A 19,908-nucleotide genomic window follows, 5' to 3' on the forward strand; every position below is an offset into this window, starting at 1 on the left:
GAACAGCCCTACTAATAACAAGGATAACCTCCATAGGATCACTTATGTTAAGTAAAGCAGTTAAACTGCGTGAAACCTCAAGCTTCATGCTCGAATGGGTGAAAGCACCACTAGTTACCGCATCTGTTCTTCCATCGAGTGAGCGTTTAGCCCGCAAAATGGTTAAAGGTTTGAATGCTGATGTCGGTAAAGTAGTTGAGTTAGGGCCGGGCACTGGTGTGTTTACTCGGCAATTATTAGCTTGTGGGATTCCAGAAGATAATTTGGTCTTAATTGAACTCAATCGCAAATTTGCCAAAAATATGCAGGTAGCTTACCCAAAAGCACTGGTAGTGAATGGGGCAGCAGAATCATTAACTCGTTTGCACTTAAAAGATGTGGGTGCTGTCGTCAGTGGCCTCCCATTCCTGTCGATGAAAGATCAACAAATTGATGAGATTCTACGTGGTGCTTTTCAAGTTCTAAAACATGGCGGTGTATTTATCCAGTTCACTTATGGTCATCGTTGCCCAGTGAAAGCGCATATTTTAAAGCACCATGGTTTAGTCGCTGAACGTAGTAGCTTTGTGCTGAATAATTTCCCACCTGCTAGCGTTTATCATATCAAAAAGCATCCTCATTAAGACTTTTTATTTTGAATTTTAAGGCTTGACTCAAGCATCTGAATTGCTTGAATAAGCTTGTAAGCTGCACAAAGCGCATGCATTGACATTGCGGCATTCATCCCCTATATTCGCCATTTGAATAACTAAAGGCAGCCTAATGCGGCTGCCTTTTTGTTTTTTCCAATCTTAACTGGAGGGTTTGCAATGACGACTATAATTAAACAAACACTAATGCCAACCTATGCCCGTCTTCCTGTTACCTTCGCTCATGGTGAGGGTGCTGTGCTCTTTGATACCGAAGGTAAGCCATATCTTGATGCAGTTGCGGGAGTAGCAGTATGTAGCTTAGGGCATGCGCGTCCAGAAGTAGCCGATGCTATTTGCGAACAAGCCCACCGCTTAATGCATACCTCCAACCTGTATCAGATTGAGAATCAACAAGTGCTTGGTGAGCGCTTGTGTGCTTTAGCGGGCATGGATAATGCTTTCTTCTGTAACTCCGGTGCGGAGGCCAATGAAGCCGCCATTAAGATTGCACGTCTGTATGCTCATAATAAAGGTATCGAACACCCAGTTATTATTGTCATGAGCAATGCCTTTCATGGGCGGACAATGGCTACTGTTACAGCGACTGGCAATCCAAAAGCGCAAGCAGGCTTTGGCCCACTTTTAGAAGGTTTTGTACGCGTTCAATATGGTGATGCTAAAGCCGTCGCTGAGCAATTAGCTGCTGACAAAAATATCGTTGCCGTCTTAGTTGAGCCTGTTCAAGGTGAAGGTGGTGTACAGGTTCCCAGTGCTAACTACCTACCGCGATTGCGTGAACTTTGCGATCAGAACGACTGCTTATTAATCGCCGACGAAATCCAAACCGGTATGTGCCGCACCGGTAAGTGGTTTGCTTTCCAGCACACCGCCATTCAACCTGATGTGATGACTCTAGCTAAAGCTCTAGGCAATGGTATGCCTATTGGTGCTTGTTTAGCGCGTGGCAAAGCAGCTAGTGTGTTCGGCTATGGCAATCACGGCTCTACCTTTGGAGGCAATCCGTTGGCTTGTCGTGCTGCTTTGGCTGTCATTGAGGTGATGGAAAAGGAACAGCTAGCCAATCGTGCGACTGAATTAGGCGAATACTTCCTACAGCAATTCCGTGCTGGCTTACAGGATTTTGCTGGTGTTAAAGATATTCGCGGCAAAGGCTTAATGATTGGCATCCAGCTTGAGCGCGATTGTGCTGAGCTAGTTAAGCAAGGTCTTGCTCAAGGTATCTTAATTAATGTGACGGCGGGAAATGTTATCCGTTTATTACCACCTTTAGTCATTAGCCAACAACAAGCTGACCAGATCATAACTACAGTCATAGATTTAATACGCGATTTTTTATAATCTCGTTATTTATCGTGCCGGATGCTAGAGAGCTGATATGAGTACAATCCGACATTTTCTTACTTTAAGCGATCTGAGTTCGGCTGAATTGCTCGCAGTGCTTGAGCGCGCAATCGACTTAAAAGCTTTAACCAAACGTGGTGAAGTTTACACACCCTTAAAGAATCGCAGCCTCGCGATGATTTTTGAAAAAGCATCGACTCGTACCCGCGTTTCTTTTGAAGTTGGCATGACACAGCTCGGTGGCCATGCTCTATTCTTATCGCCTAATGATAGCCAATTAGGGCGTGGTGAACCGATTGAAGACGCTGCGCGAGTCATCTCGCGCATGGTCGATATCGTCATGATTCGGACTTTTGAGCAATACAAAGTTGAACGCTTTGCAGCTTATTCAAGAGTACCTGTAATCAATGGTTTAACCGATACCCATCACCCTTGTCAGCTTTTAGCTGACTTAATGACTTGGATTGAGCAGCGTGGCTTACCGACTGGACGTACCGTAGCTTGGGTGGGGGATGGCAATAATATGTGCCATTCTTGGATGGAAGCAGCGCGTTTGCTAGATTTCAAATTACGCATTTGCACACCACAAGGCTATCAACCTAATCCGACTATTGTGGCGGCTAATGCCTCACATTTAGGTTTTTTCGCCACCCCCCAAGAAGCTGTAGAACAGGCAGATTTAGTCACTACTGATACTTGGGCTAGCATGGGGCAAGAAGCAGAGAAAAAACAACGTGAGATTGCCTTTGCAGGCTTTGAAGTCACTGAAGACTTGATGGCTTTAGCTCACCCTGATGCCATGTTCATGCATTGCCTACCCGCTTATCGGGGTAAAGAAGTATCGGCTGCCGTAATCGATGGCCCGCAAAGCGTCGTATGGGATGAAGCTGAAAACCGCTTACATGCACAAAAAGCGTTAATGGAAGCCTTATTACTCGGCTTTCCTAAGTGATTAGTGGGTTCACCACATGCGTATTATTACAGCTAATGTAAATGGCATCCGTTCGGCTGCCAAAAAAGGTTTTTTTGCCTGGTTAGCAAGCCAACAAGCTGATGTAGTTTGTATTCAAGAAACCAAGGCGCAAATCCATCAATTACGTGAGGAGCCTGAGACTTTTTTCCCTGCTGGTTATCACTGCTACTATCATGATGCACAGAAAAAAGGTTACAGTGGAGTGGCTTTATATTGCCGTACTCAGCCTGACTCCATTATCGAAGGTATGGGGTCAGTTGAGTTTGATGCTGAAGGGCGTTATTTAGAAGCCCGTTTTGGGAATTTAAGCGTTGCATCCCTTTACTTACCTTCTGGCTCTTCAGGGGATGAGCGTCAAGCTGCTAAATACCGCTGCATGCAACACTTTGAAACTGTCCTTGAGAATTTAAGTACGGCAGGGCGACAAGCGATTATTTGCGGTGATTGGAACATCGCTCATAAGCCTGAAGATTTAGTGAATTGGAAAGCCAATCAAAAATACTCTGGTTTTCTACCCGATGAGCGTGCTTGGTTAGACAAGCTTTTTGTTGACTATGGCTTTGTGGACGCGTTTAGAGAACTGCCTCAAGAGCCTAATCAATATACTTGGTGGTCAATGCGCACCAATGCTTGGGATCGAAATTTAGGTTGGCGTATTGACTATCATGTGTTGACGCCGAACCTTCATGGAAGCGTACTTGCGACGAATATTTATCGCAATGAGCGCTTCTCTGATCATGCCCCCGTGGTCATTGACTACCGTTATCCTTAGATTTTCTCGATTTTAAAGCCAGATGCTAAAATAACCTTCAACACTTCGCGGGCGGTATTGCGATCATAGACTTTTTCAGACTCAGCTAAGTTGTCATAGGGAACCAAACAGGGGTGCAGTTTCTTAGCATCATCTCGTTCTGCTCCGTAAGTCCAGCCATCATTGAGGCGTTGTTGCGCCCAAACCTCGTGGGTGTTGTAGGATAATAGCTCTAATAACTCTTCCAAAGATTGAGGCAAACTCACCTTAGAAGTATCAATGGGTTCGGGCTGATACATGCAAAACTCCAGCTTAGTTTTTATTAGTGTGGAACGAAGCTCACTATTCGTCAATCGAGTGTATAGCCTGCCTACTCGCTCTCCAACTTACTAAGACTAATAGTAGTAATAAGCAATAATCTAAACTACCCGTGCCACCATTAGGTTGCTGACTAGGCGGATTCAAGACTGGTGGCGTGACTGGAGGATTAATAGGTGGTGTCACAGGTGGCTCGGGATTGTTTAATTGAGTACCAGAGGTATCTGCGCTTGTACTCAAAGGATTACGCGCATGCCAATCACGTGGAGTCAAACTTATATAAGACCAGTGCGCATCCATGAAAGGTGCGTCTTCCGCACGTGGCATATGATAGAACGTGGTGCTAGGCCACACGACTAGATCTGCACCCAGCAAGCTTTCATCGCTCACAAAGTCACGTAAACTATCTGCACAACCTTCTAAACTGGGATTATGTGAAGCATATAATTCACACTCTTGGAAAGTGGTGAAATAAATATCTTTATGCGTAAACGCTTCTGAATCAGGACCAATATCCTGCTGCTCTGACTGTGGAAGACGAATTTCGTAAGCTAAACTTTGCCCCTCACTATTCGTTTGCTCGGCATCACGAATGAGCCAACGCCGTGCCGTAGCTGGACTTACACTACGCCCAATCTCAGTATTAAAACGCGTCTTCTTTAGAACAGATCGATCACCTTGCTCTTGTAGATTCAGTTCCTCAATTACATCATCCCGTGAAGTACCCGCTAAATCAAAATCTAGCTTCCAGAAGAAATTATGCACATGCCCCAGACCCACTTTATTGGGTGTAATCAACCAACCTTGCTCTTCTGCAGAAGCATCATTAAAGCGTTGCAAAGCTCCCGTAGCGCCTACTGCTGGCTCAATAGCACCATCCTCATAAAAACGCCAAAGCGGAATATAGTGATAAGCACCCACACGGGAGACGCTAAAAATGGATAAGGCTTCAGTTTTAACTTGCTCATTTTGGTAGCGAAAACCATGCTCACTGGCACTCACTTGCTCACATAAAACGGGGCGCTCACCCTGTTTTAATAGCTTGCCACTCGGACAATCCGTCTGACGCAAATCCACCATATAATTACCCCCTAAACCATAATCAGAAATATCATGGTAACGAGCACCATTATCATCATAGGGGACATGAATCTGTGCAAGACTGGCACTACTTAAGATTAAGCGTCGCTGGCCTGCTTTTGGAGTGTAATGAACTTTATGCAAGACAATGCCTTCACGGTTGCGCTGCTCCCAGCACATATCCCAGCGTGCGCCATTGACCAAAGTTACATCGATATAATATGCATCAGAGCAAAACTCAGCCGCAATACTGGATTTCAGATAAAAACTACTACCTAAAAAGAGTAGAACTGATACAAACTTAGCGAGTGTTTTAGTTTTCATAGCACCAGTCTAAAAGAGGCAAGCTAGGAGTCGTAGGCATAACTCTATAAATGGTACTTATTAAAAGATGAATTTGAACCACAAACTCTAATAGCTCACACCTAAAGATTGTGCAGCATTTACTTAGCTGAGTTTATACAATCAGTTATACTCTGATCTTCGCTGAAAATATTTTTAACCCCCAATGATGAATCCAAGTATCTTTAAGCTTAAACAGATCGGCTCCGGTGATTTATACATCATGCCCTGCCCTCGCCCACAGGTTTTAGCAGAGGATTTGGCTTACTATATGGGGCTTGGCATTAATACTATCGTTTGTTTGCTCGAAAAATCAGAAATGATCGCACGTGGCTTAGCACTAGAGGAAAAACTTTGTAAAGAGCTAGATCTAAGATTCGAACACTTTCCCATTCCAGATCGCTCTATTCCTAAAAACCTCGCCGCGTTTCGCCAGTTAGTGGATAAGCTCGATTTAGAACTCAAACGAGGACAGCATGTTGCTATCCATTGCTATGCAGGGATTGGACGCACAGGAATCTTGGCAGGTAGCCTATTGATGCGAGATGGCATGCAAGCTCATGCTGCTATAGAGCTCATGTCAGAAACTCGCGGCAGAAATATGCCGCAAACACAAATTCAATATGAGTTTTTAGTTGAAGATGACGAGCAGCATGCTTTAATTGATCATGACAGTCTAAGCACTCCTGCACGTCCTTGGTGGCAACGTCTAATCTCTTGGTCACCGGCAGCTTAACTTCTAAATCTAGAAGTCATTTGCTTACCACGTACCAGAAAAAACGCCGCGATTGCCCCAGCAATTCCACCAAATAAATGTCCATCCCAAGAAACGCCGGGCTGCCAAGGTAAAACTCCACTTAGCAAGCTAGAGCCATACATAAAAGTCACAAAAATCGCAATTGCTAGTGGCACTAAACGGCGCTCTAGCAGACCGGAAACAATCAAAAAGACTGCTAAACCGAACACCAAAACACTAGCACCAATATGTAACGCTGCCCCGCGTCCAAATAGCCACAATAAAGCCCCACCCAATAGCATAATTGTTAAGACAATACTGCGACTATTAGCACGCGATCCGGCTAATAAAGTCAGCAGTACCAACAACGGGACGGTGTTACTCATAATATGTTGTAGGCTACCATGAAGAAAAGGCATGGTGATGATACCTACAAGATGTGAGCCATTGCGTGGAATTAAGCCAAACTGCTCCAAGGGTAGAAAGTGATCAAATGCAAAAACTAGCCAAATCAGGCCAACAAACATCAAGACAGCGGGCAATTCTTGCTTGATGCTATGTTGATTGTTTGGGTTTGTCATAAAGCCTTTCCTTGTAAAATTCGTTTGAGGGTATCCACCCCTAACTGTTGCATGACTTGAATATTGCGCTCTGGAATCGTATCCACATCGTGATGTTGAGCAATAGCTTTTTCTAAACTATCTTCACGCAATAAATGCAACATCGGATAAGGAGAACGATTGGTATAATTTTCTACATCATCAACTTCAGTCCCCGAAAACTGGTACTGTGGGTGAAAGCTGGCGATTTGTAAAATTCCCTCTAAGCCTTCTTGATAGAGTAACTCGTCTGCATCATCCAGAAAGTCATTATAAGCATGAAAATTCATCAACGCTTCTGGATGAATTAATAGCGTCGTTTCAACTTTATCCGCAGATACCGCTTGCAAAGCATGTAACTCTGCCTTTAACACTGCTAATAAAGTTTCTGGTTTAGAAGCTGGTGTAACGCTAAAGCGAATGGTTCCTAACTGATAAGGCTTGTGCGCAAACGGGCATAGGTTATATCCCAGCACAAGCTGTTCTATCCATTGCCGCGTTTGTGCAATCACCGTGGCTGCTTGTGGATGGGTTTGCATATTTACTCCTGAAAAATTTCCTGTACTAACTTTTCACCAGCTTGCAGTTTTTTGTGCTGCTGACGATGCCTCCAGACTAGATAACTAATTATTGCAAAGAACGCTAAAAAAGCCGATAAGCTCAGCACGTAATTACGTGACTCATCCTTAAACGCTGGCTCAGGTGCTAGGCTAGGCGGAGGCAATTGCGTGATCGGTGCTATCGGACTAGATTGATTACCACTATCAGCGGTAGACGGCTCGGTAGTTGAATCTGTGACTAAATCCTCCAAATCCTTGCCCTGCCCCAAATTATCGGGTAGGTTCAACTCGCTGTCTGTGGACTGCTGCATAGCCACGATTTCTGGTGGCATTTCCGCTTTTTGCAGATTTAAAGTGGAAATACTGATAGCAATCACTAGCAGTGCAAGACCTACCAATCCTCCCCAAAGCCAATACAACCTAGATTTAGTCTGACTAAGAACAGTTGGTTTCTGCACTTGAGTAGCCGTATTAGGCAAAATAAAATTAGTTAAAGCATGAAATTGCCCTAACTCCTGTGGCAAGGGGGTTTGATCAAGGAGGATAGGCACGACACGCTTCTGCATAGAAATTGCGACAGTCCACTCGCGTTCGACCCATTCAGATAGCTGCGCATTCGTGCTCCAAAATACTAGCACCCGCTCAGCTTCAGCTAATTTGGTACGAATGACATCTTCCCAACGATCACCGTATTGAATATCGTCAAGATCACGGAAAACGTCTGCGCCACCCGCTTCCAAAAGCTCCACCGCTTTTGCAACTTGCGTGCTGTCTTTTCGTGAATAGGAGACGAAAACAGTTCGTCGACTCATGCTTAACCCTCACTTGAACACAGCACCTGATATGTGCTGTATTACAAACATAGTGCAAAGCCTGTCAACTACGAAGACATGAAATGTGAACTTAATGTTTACTGCTGGTGGTATTAGTCAACCGTTTAGTAACGACCACGATACTGTCATCCATTTCGCTTTTTTGCCGCTCAAAACCTAGACGGCTCATTAAGCGCAGCATCCCCGCATTTTCAGCTAAGACTTCACCGATAATGGTGTTTAGGCCACGATTACGTGCCGTATCGATGAGGATTTCCATTAACAATCCGCCTAAACCGCGCCCTTGCCAAGTATCAGCGATCACTAGGGCGAACTCACAGCTTTTCCGGTCTGGATTAATCGAGTAGCGACATACCCCAACTTCTTTATCTACACCATCTTCACGCGCTACTGCCACGAAAGCGATTTCACGATCGTAATCAATTTGCGTAAAGCGCACCAACATATCAGGAGTGAGTTCACGCAGCGACTGCATAAAGCGCATATAACGTGACTCTCGTGAGAGATTGCGTACAAACTCCTGTTCCATTTCGGCATCTTCAGGACGAATGGGACGAATAAGAATATTAGTACCATCCGCTAGCTGCTGTTGCTTCACCAAGTCATTCGGATAAGGATGAATCGCCATGTGATCATAACGTTGTGCCGCCCCTTTCGGATAAGCCACTGTAAAGCGTGCATCGACCGCAACCGCACCATCCGGACTAGCCATCAAGGGATTGATATCCATTTCGACGATTTCTGGCAGCTCACAAACCATTTCGGATACGCGCTGCAAGACTTGACGTAATGCAGGGAAATCAACCTCTGGCATGTTACGGAATTCGACTAGCATCCGGGCTGCCCGAGTACGGCAAATCATTTTTTTGATCATGTACTCATTTAAGGGCGGTAAAGCCACCGCACAATCACGATGCACCTCAACTGCAGTGCCACCGGTACCGAAGCTAATCACTGGGCCAAATACCGGATCACGCACTACTCCAATCATAAGTTCACGTGCTGCTGCACTATGATACATGCGTTCAACTGTAATGCCTTCAATCCGTGCCTCTGGCATGGCTTTAGTGGTAGCTTCCATCAGTTCTTGATAGACACTACGTACAGTACGGGCACTATTAATATTCAAGCGTACCCCATTCACATCCGACTTATGCATAATATCGGGTGAACTGACTTTCATAACGACTGGAAAACCAACCGACTCAGCCGCAACCAAGGCTTCTGCAGGACTACGAGTCAAAATGGTTGGCAAGGATGGAATACGAAAAGCCGATAAAATGGCGCGCGATTCTGTAGTCGAAAGTGCCCGCCGCCCTTCTGCCAATACGCTTTCAATAATCAGGCGTGCACCTTCAATATCTGGTTCGGAACTTTGCTCTTCCACGGAAGCGGGCACTTGCATCAACATCTTTTGATTACTGCGGTAGGAAGCTAAATAAGAGAACGCTTCTACAGCAGATTCTGGTGCTTGGAAATGTGGAATCTTAGCTTTAGATAAGATTTCGCGCCCCAGCTCAACTTGAGAGTTACCCATCCAGCAAGCTAGCAATGGCTTTTTAAATTTTTCTTTTGCTTTGACGACTATCTCTGCAACACCAGCCGGATCGGTCATGGCTTGTGGAGTGAGCATGACTAATACACCATCTACCGTGTCATCCGCTAAACAAATATCTAATACTGCGGCATAACGCTCAGGCGTAGCATCACCTAAAATATCCACTGGATTACCATGTGACCACGCCGCAGGTAAGATTTTATTTAAGGCAGTGACCGTTGCTGTAGATAGTTTAGGAATCCGCAGGTTCATTTCAACTGCACGATCAGTGGCCATGACGCCTGGCCCACCGCCATTGGTAACAATCATTAAACGGTTTTGCGCGACTGTCATGCCTGAAGAAAGAATTTCTGCAGCAGCAAACAATTGCGTAATCGAATTAGCTCGTACTACACCTGCACGTTCCAAAGCTGCGTCAAAGGCATCATCCCCCCCTACAATCGCGCCTGTATGCGAACTTGCTGCACGTGAGCCTTCTTCATAGCGCCCTGCTTTTAAGACAATCACCGGCTTCATGCGTGAAGCTGCCCGTAAGCCACTCATAAAACTACGGGCATCGTGAATACCTTCAATGTATAACAGAATACTATCCGTTTTAGGATCTAGGGCAAGGTAATCCAGTACATCGCCAAAATCGACATCTGCCGCATCACCTAAAGTCACCACATTAGAAAACCCAACTTGACGAGTACTCGCCCAATCAAGAATGGCAGTACAAACTGCACCAGATTGTGAGACTAAAGCGAGATTACCCGGCTTGGCCTGACTTTTACTGAAGGTTACATTTAATCCTGAAGAAGGACGCATTACTCCAAGACAATTAGGGCCAATTAAATGCATCCCATAATGATGGATGAGTTCCATCATATCTTTTTCCATGCGTTTGCCTCGAGCGCCTGTTTCACTGAAACCTGCTGAGAGCACAATCACACCCTTAACGCCATGTTCGCCGCATTGTTTAATAATTTCTGCCACAGTGCGTGCAGGAGTCGCTATAATAGCCAACTCAATCGGATGAGCAATCAACGGCAGCCCTGCATAACAGGTTAAACCTTGTACTGTTTCATGCTTTGGATTAATCGGAAAGATCTTCCCTTGATAGCCGGCTGCAATTAAATTTTGCAACACAAGGGAGCCGACTGCATTAGGTCGTTCTGTAGCACCGAAAATAGCAACCGCTGAAGGCGCGAATAATTGATTTAGGTAATGGTGGCCCATTATTAAAACCTCTATGATAGTTCTCTTAAGATCGAGAACTAATAAAAACCGCTAGTATGTTTTTGGAAATATCTTTTTGTGCACTGCAACATATATTACTCTCAATAGACAGAAAAAACCATGACAGCAGCCGTAATTAGTCATCAAAAGTGTTCACTTCACGATAATGGGAATCCCTATCACCCAGAATCACCTGAACGGATCGATGCGATTAATAACCGCATGATTACCTCAGGAGTTGATTGGATTACCCGTCACTATGATGCACAACTCGCGACCCGTGAGCAGTTACTTCGGGTACATGAAAGTTATTACATCGACAAAATCTTCGAGACTGCGCCCCACGACGACAATATTGTTGACCTCGATGGTGACACAGGTATGAATAAGCATAGCTTAGAAGCAGCTTTATATTCAGCCGGTGCGGCAGCACAAGCGGTTGATTTAGTCATGACCACCAATTATAAACATGTGTTCTGCGCGACGCGCCCACCCGGACATCATGCAGGCCGTGCTCACTCTGGTGGTTTCTGTCTTTTTAACAACGTAGCTGTCGGTGCTGCGCATGCAATGGTTCAATATGGCCTTGAAAGAATTGTGATCGTTGATTTTGATGTGCATCATGGAGATGGCACTGAGTCGATTTTCATTAATGACCCACGTGTTCTATTTTGCTCTTCTTTTCAACACCCCTTTTATCCCTTCACTGGAGCAGATACACGTGCTATCAATATCCGCAACCTACCGATGAAAGCGGGTACTCGTTCAGGTGAATGGCGTGATCAAGTACGTGAGCAATGGATTCCGTCTTGGGTCGAGTATCAGCCCGAATTAATTATGATTTCAGCCGGTTTTGACTCGCACCTTGAAGATGATATGGGCGGCTTTAATTTGATAGAAGCGGATTATGTGTGGATTACGCGCGAACTCTGCCAAGTCGCTAAAGATTGTGGACATAATCGCGTTATTTCCTGCTTAGAAGGTGGGTATGACTTATCGTCTTTAGGCCGCAGTGTCGCTGCGCATGTGAAAGAACTCGCTGAGTTTCATTAAATAAAACACAAAAGGGATAAGGCTTGCCTATCCCTTCCACCAAATCCTCTCCTCCGAGTCTAAATTAAGCCGCGATTTTAAAATACGGCTGCTCATCCCAAGCTAAAGGTAAACCTAACTGATGCGCCACTTCAAACGTGAGACTAGGAATATTTAAAGTATAGAAGTGTAATTGATTCACACCTTCAGCCATTAATTGCTCACAAAGGTCGACGGCTAGTTCAATACCTAGTTTCTTTTGCTCTTGACTACCGGCTACCGTGCCTTCGAATACTTTATATAAGCGTTCTGGGACAGTAGCACCACAACGCGCACTGAAAGCAATCACCTTATCAAAATCATGGACTGGCAAAATACCGGGGACTAAAGGCTGCTCAATACCCATTTTTACTGCTACATCACGGAAGCGTAAAAACATTTCAGGCTCAAAGAAATATTGAGTTAAGGCTCGCTTTGAACCTGCTGCTAATTTCCGCTTTAGCTGCCTTAAGTCTGCCTCTAAACTGGCAGCCTTTGGATGAACTTCTGGATAAGCCGCCACGCTAATATCAAAATCGGCTACTGTGCCTAGTAATTGCACCATATCCGCGACATCGCTAATGCCACCTTCAGTCAAATCAGCGTCACCACGTAAAGCCACGATCCGCTGCACTCCATGCTCTTTAAAGCGCTGAGCTAAGGCTAATAAAGACTCACGTGTATGTCCAGCCGCTGTCAAATGCGCTGCAACAGGTACATGACATTCGCGCTGCATATTGAATACAGTATCCAAACTGTGATCACGTTCACTACCCAAAGCGCCATACGTCACTGAAAAGAAAGCAGGCTTGAGCATTTCCAATTGCCCAATATTCCGCCACAAAGTGCGCTCCATTTTGGGAGTTTTAGGGGGGAAAAACTCAAAGGACAATACCGGGCTAGTCATACAAAAAATCTCTTGGTCACAGTTGTTATCGTACAGCTATTTTCCTATCCTAGCTCAATGAAAGCAATTTCAACTTTATCAACAAAAAATTGAATTTTTTTGAATGAATCTACAGCGCAAACATCTAGAATTGATCCAAGCTTTACAAGCCAGTGAAACCTTAGCAGCAGCAGCGGCTAAATTACACATGACACCCTCTGCTTTGTCGCATCAATTGGGTGAGCTAGAAGAACGGGTTGGTTTAGCGGTCGTGAATCGGAAAGCGAAACCCTTACATTTAACCGCTGCCGGTAAGCGCCTATATGAAACAGCTCAAGATGCTCTACCGCGTTTTGCGCGCTTAGAAGCGGATTTAACCCGCCAAGTGAAAGGTTTAGGTGGACGCTTAAGCATCGCGATTGACTGTCACTCTTGTTATTTATGGCTGCTACCAACGTTGGATCAATTCCGCCGTCAATGGCCGGAGGTGGAATTAGATTTATCGGGTGGTTTTAGCTTTGATAGCTTACAAGCACTGGCAGCCGGTGATTTAGATTTTGTGATTACCGCGGACCCTGAACCATTAAACGGCATTAGTTATATTCCGCTATTTCAATACGAGTCCATGCTGATTCTGCCACTCGACCATCCTTTATCGCAGGTCGAGGAAATCCAGCCAGCCATGCTGAAAGACCAAACCTTAATTATTTATCCCGTCCCACCCCGCAAAATGGATATTTTTCGCTTATTCTTGCGCCCTGCCGATATTGAACCTGCACAGATTCGCCACAGCGAGTTAACCGTCATGATGGTAGCCTTAGTCGCCAGTGGGCGTGGCTTATGTAGCTTGCCCAATTGGGCTGCGGATGAATATATCGACCGCAATTTTGTGACTGCACGCTCTTTAGGGCAATGCGTGTTTAATACCCTGCATGCAGCCGTGCGTGAAGAGAGCTTACAACTGAGTTATATGCAGGATTTTTTACTACTCGCTAAAGATCTGCCATTTTCTACTTTGAAGGGGATTGCACGTCCAGCTTAGTCTGTTAATGCGCTACCCGCTGCTCCCGATGAAATACATATAAACCCGAGCCGACGAGAATGACGCTGCCAATCCAAGTGTTAAGCGTAGGAATATCACCAAATAGCCACCAACCTAATACCGCAGCCGAAATCAATTCAGTATATTGAAAACCCGCTAGGACTGAAGCATCGGCATATTGGAAAGCTTTAGTCACCATCACATGTCCAACAGAAGCTAACACGCCGACTAGTATCAGTTGACGCCATTGCCAAAGCTCAGGCCATTGCACATTAAAAGCAGCTAAGTTGAAAGGTTGCATGAGAATAATTACTAGCAGAATCATTAAAGAACCAAACACGCCTGAATAAAACTGCATGGTGAATACTGAAACGCCTTTATGCGTAGAACTAGAGCGCGCTAATTTGCGGGTAATTAATAAATAGAAAGCAAAACCTAAGGCAGCCATTAAAGGTAAAATGGCAATACTGCCAAAGGGTGAGCGACCGGGTTGAATAATAATCAGTGCGCCAATCATGCCTACGCTAACCGCCGATAAGCGCCGCCAGCCGATCTTCTCACCTAACATCCACGGAGCTAATAAAGTTACCAACAAAGGCATGGTGAAGAAAATCGCTAGCGCATCCACTTGCGGCATTACTTGGATAGCGGCAAAAAAGCACAAGGTTGAACTACAAATCCCCAGTGCCCGCCAAATATGCAAGCGTAGCTCTTGACCACGCGGCATATATAACTCACGCCAGACAAACGGCAAAAGAAACAAGCTCTGAAACCCAAAACGTGCTAAGACAATACTCGCTGCTGCAATCGTATCGCCCATCACTTTGGCGGCTGCATCCATCGCAGGTAAAAGAATAACGCCTAAGGCCATGAGCTGAATGCCCAGAGCTTGATCTTTTTCCGGAGTCATCGATAGTTTAGAGTGCGTTTAAGACCACTTCAGCCTTGCTCACTTCAAAGCTATTGGGTGCTTCAACATTGAGCAATTTGACCACACCATCCTCTAACACCATCGCATAACGTTGTGAACGTGTGCCACCAAAGTCACCCGTTTCTAACACTAAGCCCAATGCTTTGGTTAAAGCACCACCACCGTCAGCAATCATGGTTAGGTTTTCAGCATTTTGCCCTTCACCCCAAGCCTGCATGACGAAAGCATCATTCACGGACAAACAAGCGATCATATCTACGCCTTTCGATTTCAAAGCATCCGCTTGCACCACATAACCCGGTAAATGCGCAGCCGAGCAAGTTGGCGTAAATGCACCGGGTAAGGCAAACAACACGACTTTTTTGCCTGCAAATAAATCGACTGCATTGATCTTTTTATGCCCTTCTGCACTAGCCACAGTTACCTCAACGGCTGGAATTTTTTCACCAACTTGAATCATTATCTTCTCCTAGGTTTGTATTAAATTAATCCGTTTTACACTCAAGTGTTGAGTATTAAAACATAAAAGCTTGTTCAGGCTTGCACGAGCCTTAAGGAATTAATAAAGTCGTGCCGGTAGTTTTACGCCCTTCTAGATCGCGATGCGCTTGTTGTACATCCTTAAGTGCATAGCGCTGATGAATAGGCACATTCAACTTGCCGCTTTCTACCATTGCAAATAAATCACTGGCATTTTCCTGCATGGCATCATCGGCAGCGGTATAGGTCATTAAAGTGGGACGGGTCATATATAAAGACCCCTTCGCGGATAACAAGCCTAAATCGAAATGAGTAATCGGCCCTGAAGCATTGCCATAACTCACGAATAAACCACGTGGTTGTAAGCTATCTAAAGAACCCATTAAGGTGGATTGCCCGACCCCATCATAGACCACAGGCACGCCTTGACCATTGGTAATTTCACGCACCCGCTTTGCGACATCTTCGGTATTGTAATTGATGGTGTAATCACAACCATGCGCGCGCGCAATCGCTGCTTTTTCCTCAGAACCGACCGTACCAATGACAGTGACACCCAAAGCCTTCGCCCATTGACAAGCCATCAAACCGACTCCACCAGCCGCCGCATGGAACAGAATGGTTTCGCCTGCTTGCACCATATAAGTTTCACGCAGCAAATAGCGTACTGTCATCCCTTTGAGCATCATCGCAGCAGCGGTTTCATCACTAATGCCTGCGGGTAATTTACACACCCGATTCGCGGGTATATTGCGTAAACTCGCATAAGCACCTATCGGCCCCGTGCCATAAGCAACCCGATCACCCACTTGTAAATGCTCAACGCCTTGACCGACTATCTCCACTACTCCAGCCGCCTCTAAGCCTAAGCCACTGGGTAATTGCACGGGATAAAGACCGCTACGGTGATAAGTATCGATATAGTTTAAGCCAATCGCCGTATGCCGGACTTGTACTTGACCCGTTGCGGGTGCAGGCACGGCTTCTTGTAACAGCTCCATGACCTCCGGACTGCCTTGGGCTTTAATTTTTACGACCGTTGCAATACTCATCAAACACTCCTTGGCTAAATAATAATACTCGCTGCTTTATACTGTGCGGACTGATTAAACACGAATAGCCTTGTAGTTTGTAGCAGAGCCAAGGCTAGATTGAAAAATAAATACCCCCTAGCTCTATGCCTAAACGCAAGGCTCTTTTAAACTTGCCCCTCCTTATCCTGCTTAGCCACCATACCCAATTATGTACGCAGATAATTTTAAACTAGATGACTACTGCCACCGAATTCGTTTTAGTGGTGAATTAAAACCTGACTTTGCCACGGTCAAAGCACTAATGCAGCAGCATTTAAGAACGATTCCCTTCGAGAACTTAAATGTTTTAGCGGGCAAAGCAATCTCCTTGAAGCCTGAAGATATTGTTGACAAGCTCATTCACCAACGCCGTGGCGGTTATTGCTATGAAATGAATGGTTTGTTCGCCCTAGCCTTGACCGCTTTAGGTCTTGAATATCAATGGGTAGCAGCGCGCCCTTTATTTTATCCAGTACGCCGCCCACGCACACATGCCGCTTTAATCGTTGAGCTTGAGGGTGTGGAATGGTTATTAGATTTAGGTTTTGGTAGCTACGGTATTCGCGAGCCCATGCGCTTAGATCTGCTAAACCAACCGGTGAAGCAAGGCTATGATCAATTCATTCTAAGTCAAGAAGCAGATGGCGATCTAGCGGTACAGGCATTAGTCGATGGGGTTTGGATTAAGCAATATGGTTTCAACCGTAATCCAGTAGAATGGGTCGATTTTGCTCCCGCGAATTGGATGAACTCGACCCATCCTGAAGCTATTTTCACACAGAAAAATGTCATCGTACTGTTCACCGCGACGGGGCGAAAATTGCTTTTTGGTCAGTTATTTAAAGAATACAAGGCTGGTCAAGTCTCGCAAATCACTGTACAAGCCGAACAGATCGGGCCGGTATTGGAGCAAGAATTTAATTTAATCAAACCGATGCATGTTTGAAACTGAGCGTCTATTACTGCTCCCTTGGCAAACCAGCGATTAACCGCAGTTTGCCTACATTAAGGCTGACTCACAACTCATATTGCCTCCCCATCTAGGTCAGTAAGCGTTCTTCCACATAGCGCACAATACTTTCCAGCAAAATTTCACGCGGATAATCATTCTTGTCCAAGAAAAAGCGTAGTAAAGGCCAATGCCAAGCGAGGGGCAAGGTTAACGCCCAGTGATCAGCATTTGCATAACCTAATAATTCACTATTGGGAATTAAAGCATCTTCGGCTAAAACCTGACTGTCATTTCTTAAGCTAAATGCAGATAGTTTGCGATGATTAGGGCGTAGAATGCGCGAGACTTGCTGGGGGTCTGGCAAAGCGACTAACGAGCAATATAGAATCTCTGGCGGCAAGGGATGCTCAATCAGCCAACGCTTGCGTTCAAGCCGATCTAAACTTTTTAAAGCAGCACCATCCCCTAACTGGCAACCGGGTAAAGGTAATTTGGCAAACAGCCCTTTAAGCCAAGTTGGCGTGATATCTACTAAAGGTGAACCACCAATAGCACCTGCTAAACTGACGACCGCAGCGGTACGCTGACGCACGCTCGGATAAGTGATTAAAGCCTGTAATGCATCCACAGCGCCTTTAGAATAACCGAGCAAAACAAAACGATGCTGCTCCGGAAAAGAAGCCAAAGCCTGCTGAATCAAGGTCGCATTGTAAGCACTACTAGAACGCCCATTCACTTTCAAGACTGAACTAGTAAAGCCGCGCTCATGCAAGTACTGACGCGCTCGATGAAAGGGAGTGACTTTATGCGTGAGACAATCTGCCACCAGCCCAGTAATAATCACATAATGCAGAGCTAGACGTGGAGCGCCTAAATAGACCGCTCGCCCAGTAGCGGGAACCTCATCGCTAAATGGGTGCAACGCTTGCTCAACAGGCCGATCACAGAGAATATCTTCTGGCCTATAAGCACTATGCACAGCATGAAAAATCTCACGAAAACGCTGGCGTTGATCAATCACTGGCACTGCATGTGCAAGACTAACTTCAAGCATTAGGAATCAAATACTCCCTCAAAGCGCCTATTTTTACCTAAAGTTTGCATAAACTAAATCAGCTCTGAGCCCTCCCAGAGCCTTAAACTTAAAAGAACCTACTTAGCAGCTTGTGCACCCAAAATAACAGTAACCATCTTATCCATCTGTAATTTAGCAGCAAAAGCACGGCGAATATCTTCAATGCTAACTGCATCTACTTTCTGCGTCCAAGTATCGAGGTAATTTAAGGGCAAACCATTGCGTGCCATATTCGCTATATTGCTTAAGAGATTACGATTACTATCAATGCGTAAAGGGAAACCACCAATCAGATTGGCTTTAGCGGCCTTTAGCTCCTCTTCGCTTGGGCCTTGCTCCATAAAGTCTTTCAGCACTTGGATGGATAAATCAACGGCTTGCTGAGCTTGATCAGGACGAGTTTGTAGTGCAATCGTGAACTCGCCCACGCTTTGCCTTGCGGCAAAATAACTGTCAATACTATAGGTTAAACCCTGTTTTTCCCGTACCTGCTCACTTAAGCGTGAAACTAGACCACTACCACCCAGAATATAATTGCCTACAAGAATCGGGAAAAAATCCGGGTCGCTACGCTTCATCGCCGGTTGGCCTATCATGATTTGAGCTTGCGCGGAATTAAAGCTGATGTCTTTTTTGACAGCTTCCGTCAATTTGGCAGGATCAGGCAAAACCGCTAACGAAGGACAAGAAGTTTGCCCCGAAACTTGTAAGCCCTCCAATAGTTGCGTCACCATTTGATCCGCTTGTTCATGGGTTAAAGCCCCCACAATGCTGACTTTAGCGTGGCAAGGATTGAGTTTGGTTTTATAAAACTGCTTAAGATCATCTATCGCCAAAGCTTTGAGGGAAGCTTCAGTGGTGACATGCCCATAAGGGTGATTTCCAAACACCGCTTGCGCATAAGCAACACCCGCTACATAAGCAGGCTGAGTTTCTGCTTCTTTAATTGCGGCAATGGTTTTCTCGATTTCACGCTGCGCAATCGCTGCATCAAAGGCAGGAGCAGCGATCTGATGAGCGGCTAAAGCAATCGACTTGGGCAAGACATCCGGATAAGTCAAACTCCGCAAGGCGAAAGCAAAACTATCATCATCCGCGCCAATACTAAATTCAGCGCCTAAATCTGCCCAAGCATCACCTAAAGCCGCCTCATCCAAAGCAGGTCGATCTTTCCAAGCCAAAACACCTTTACTAGCTAGGCTCGCAGCTAAAGAAGATAAGCCCATTTTGCCTTCAGGATCGCGGCGCTTACCCCTGTCGAATTCTATATGCACATCGACCATGGGAATGCCCATACTAGAGGCCAACCAAATCGAAGTTCCATTCGGTTGCTGCCAGTTTTCGATAGGAGTTACCGCATAAGCATTAAGCATGCCGACGCTCAAAACGGCTGCACACAGACTTTGATAAGTTAATTTAAACGTAGTTTTTTTCAT

At 45.4% G+C, this 19,908-nt stretch carries 20 protein-coding genes; 8 read left to right on the plus strand and 12 right to left on the minus strand.

What is annotated here, in order from left to right; genetic code table 11:
- Nucleotides 1-44 precede the first annotated feature (44 nt).
- The 4 genes from Q0307_RS07380 to Q0307_RS07395 all read left to right on the plus strand — a co-directional run bounded on the left by Q0307_RS07380 (nt 45) and on the right by Q0307_RS07395 (nt 3,739).
- Nucleotides 45-623 (plus strand): methyltransferase domain-containing protein, encoded by a 579-nt coding sequence (locus Q0307_RS07380; RefSeq protein WP_298658815.1) that lies wholly within the window; start codon nt 45-47, stop codon nt 621-623.
- A 186-nt stretch (nt 624-809) separates the two neighbouring features.
- Entirely contained in the window at nt 810-1,991 is a 1,182-nt protein-coding gene (locus Q0307_RS07385) for an aspartate aminotransferase family protein (protein WP_298658818.1), read from the plus strand.
- Nucleotides 1,992-2,028: 37 nt separating this feature from the next.
- A complete protein-coding gene (gene argF / locus Q0307_RS07390) occupies nt 2,029-2,946 on the plus strand; it encodes an ornithine carbamoyltransferase (protein WP_298658820.1) in 918 nt (305 codons plus the stop codon).
- Between the two features lie 16 nt (nt 2,947-2,962).
- Nucleotides 2,963-3,739: an exodeoxyribonuclease III gene (locus Q0307_RS07395; RefSeq protein ID WP_298658824.1), complete on the plus strand. Its 777-nt coding sequence runs from the start codon at nt 2,963-2,965 to the stop codon at nt 3,737-3,739.
- On the opposite strand, the gene Q0307_RS07400 is transcribed toward Q0307_RS07395, so the two are convergent.
- A complete protein-coding gene (locus Q0307_RS07400) occupies nt 3,736-4,017 on the minus strand; it encodes a RyR domain-containing protein (RefSeq protein ID WP_298658828.1) in 282 nt (93 codons plus the stop codon). The genes Q0307_RS07395 and Q0307_RS07400 overlap by 4 nt on opposite strands.
- Before the next feature lie 43 nt (nt 4,018-4,060).
- On the minus strand, nt 4,061-5,440 hold the full coding sequence (locus Q0307_RS07405) for a hypothetical protein (protein ID WP_298658830.1): 1,380 nt from the start codon (nt 5,438-5,440) through the stop codon (nt 4,061-4,063).
- Nucleotides 5,441-5,681: 241 nt separating this feature from the next.
- On the opposite strand from Q0307_RS07405, the gene Q0307_RS07410 reads away from it, so the two are divergent.
- Nucleotides 5,682-6,194, plus strand: coding sequence for a dual specificity protein phosphatase family protein (locus tag Q0307_RS07410; protein ID WP_298658833.1), 513 nt, complete (start codon nt 5,682-5,684; stop codon nt 6,192-6,194).
- Here the strand turns inward: Q0307_RS07410 and Q0307_RS07415 are convergent.
- The 4 genes from Q0307_RS07415 to Q0307_RS07430 form a co-directional block, all read right to left on the minus strand.
- Complete coding sequence (locus tag Q0307_RS07415; RefSeq protein WP_298658836.1) at nt 6,191-6,775, minus strand: rhomboid family intramembrane serine protease; 585 nt, start codon at nt 6,773-6,775, stop codon at nt 6,191-6,193. The two genes, Q0307_RS07410 and Q0307_RS07415, sit on opposite strands and share 4 nt — an antisense overlap.
- A complete protein-coding gene (locus Q0307_RS07420) occupies nt 6,772-7,332 on the minus strand; it encodes a DUF1415 domain-containing protein (protein WP_298658839.1) in 561 nt (186 codons plus the stop codon). Before Q0307_RS07420 ends, Q0307_RS07415 begins: the two co-directional genes overlap by 4 nt.
- Nucleotides 7,333-7,334: 2 nt before the next feature.
- Nucleotides 7,335-8,165 (minus strand): toll/interleukin-1 receptor domain-containing protein, encoded by an 831-nt coding sequence (locus Q0307_RS07425; RefSeq protein ID WP_298658842.1) that lies wholly within the window; start codon nt 8,163-8,165, stop codon nt 7,335-7,337.
- A gap of 91 nt (nt 8,166-8,256) precedes the next feature.
- The gene (locus Q0307_RS07430; protein WP_298658845.1) at nt 8,257-10,962 is read right to left on the minus strand and encodes a bifunctional acetate--CoA ligase family protein/GNAT family N-acetyltransferase; all 2,706 of its coding nucleotides are present in this window, start codon (nt 10,960-10,962) and stop codon (nt 8,257-8,259) included.
- 120 nt (nt 10,963-11,082) lie between these two features.
- On the opposite strand from Q0307_RS07430, the gene Q0307_RS07435 reads away from it, so the two are divergent.
- Nucleotides 11,083-12,015: a histone deacetylase family protein gene (locus Q0307_RS07435; RefSeq protein WP_298658848.1), complete on the plus strand. Its 933-nt coding sequence runs from the start codon at nt 11,083-11,085 to the stop codon at nt 12,013-12,015.
- Between the two features lie 64 nt (nt 12,016-12,079).
- On the opposite strand, the gene Q0307_RS07440 is transcribed toward Q0307_RS07435, so the two are convergent.
- Nucleotides 12,080-12,940 (minus strand): methylenetetrahydrofolate reductase, encoded by an 861-nt coding sequence (locus Q0307_RS07440; protein WP_298658851.1) that lies wholly within the window; start codon nt 12,938-12,940, stop codon nt 12,080-12,082.
- A gap of 103 nt (nt 12,941-13,043) precedes the next feature.
- On the opposite strand from Q0307_RS07440, the gene Q0307_RS07445 reads away from it, so the two are divergent.
- Nucleotides 13,044-13,961 carry a LysR family transcriptional regulator gene (locus Q0307_RS07445; RefSeq protein WP_298658853.1) on the plus strand — a complete coding sequence of 306 codons (918 nt, stop codon included), beginning with the start codon at nt 13,044-13,046 and terminating at the stop codon, nt 13,959-13,961.
- Between the two features lie 4 nt (nt 13,962-13,965).
- Here Q0307_RS07445 and Q0307_RS07450 read toward each other — a convergent pair whose 3' ends face one another.
- The 3 genes from Q0307_RS07450 to Q0307_RS07460 all read right to left on the minus strand — a co-directional run bounded on the left by Q0307_RS07450 (nt 13,966) and on the right by Q0307_RS07460 (nt 16,424).
- Nucleotides 13,966-14,871, minus strand: coding sequence for a DMT family transporter (locus Q0307_RS07450; RefSeq protein WP_298658857.1), 906 nt, complete (start codon nt 14,869-14,871; stop codon nt 13,966-13,968).
- Between the two features lie 7 nt (nt 14,872-14,878).
- Nucleotides 14,879-15,352 (minus strand): peroxiredoxin, encoded by a 474-nt coding sequence (locus Q0307_RS07455; RefSeq protein WP_298658860.1) that lies wholly within the window; start codon nt 15,350-15,352, stop codon nt 14,879-14,881.
- 91 nt (nt 15,353-15,443) lie between these two features.
- Nucleotides 15,444-16,424, minus strand: coding sequence for a quinone oxidoreductase (locus tag Q0307_RS07460; protein ID WP_298658861.1), 981 nt, complete (start codon nt 16,422-16,424; stop codon nt 15,444-15,446).
- Nucleotides 16,425-16,614: 190 nt separating this feature from the next.
- On the opposite strand from Q0307_RS07460, the gene Q0307_RS07465 reads away from it, so the two are divergent.
- Nucleotides 16,615-17,391, plus strand: a complete 777-nt coding sequence (locus tag Q0307_RS07465; RefSeq protein ID WP_298658864.1) for an arylamine N-acetyltransferase — start codon at nt 16,615-16,617, stop codon at nt 17,389-17,391.
- A 94-nt stretch (nt 17,392-17,485) separates the two neighbouring features.
- Here the strand turns inward: Q0307_RS07465 and Q0307_RS07470 are convergent, their stop codons facing one another.
- Nucleotides 17,486-18,451 carry a hypothetical protein gene (locus Q0307_RS07470; protein WP_298658867.1) on the minus strand — a complete coding sequence of 322 codons (966 nt, stop codon included), beginning with the start codon at nt 18,449-18,451 and terminating at the stop codon, nt 17,486-17,488.
- A 98-nt stretch (nt 18,452-18,549) separates the two neighbouring features.
- Nucleotides 18,550-19,908, minus strand: coding sequence for a pitrilysin family protein (locus tag Q0307_RS07475; protein WP_298658870.1), 1,359 nt, complete (start codon nt 19,906-19,908; stop codon nt 18,550-18,552).

It is taken from the genome of uncultured Thiothrix sp., assembly GCF_937873765.1.
Taxonomy (GTDB): domain Bacteria; phylum Pseudomonadota; class Gammaproteobacteria; order Thiotrichales; family Thiotrichaceae; genus Thiolinea.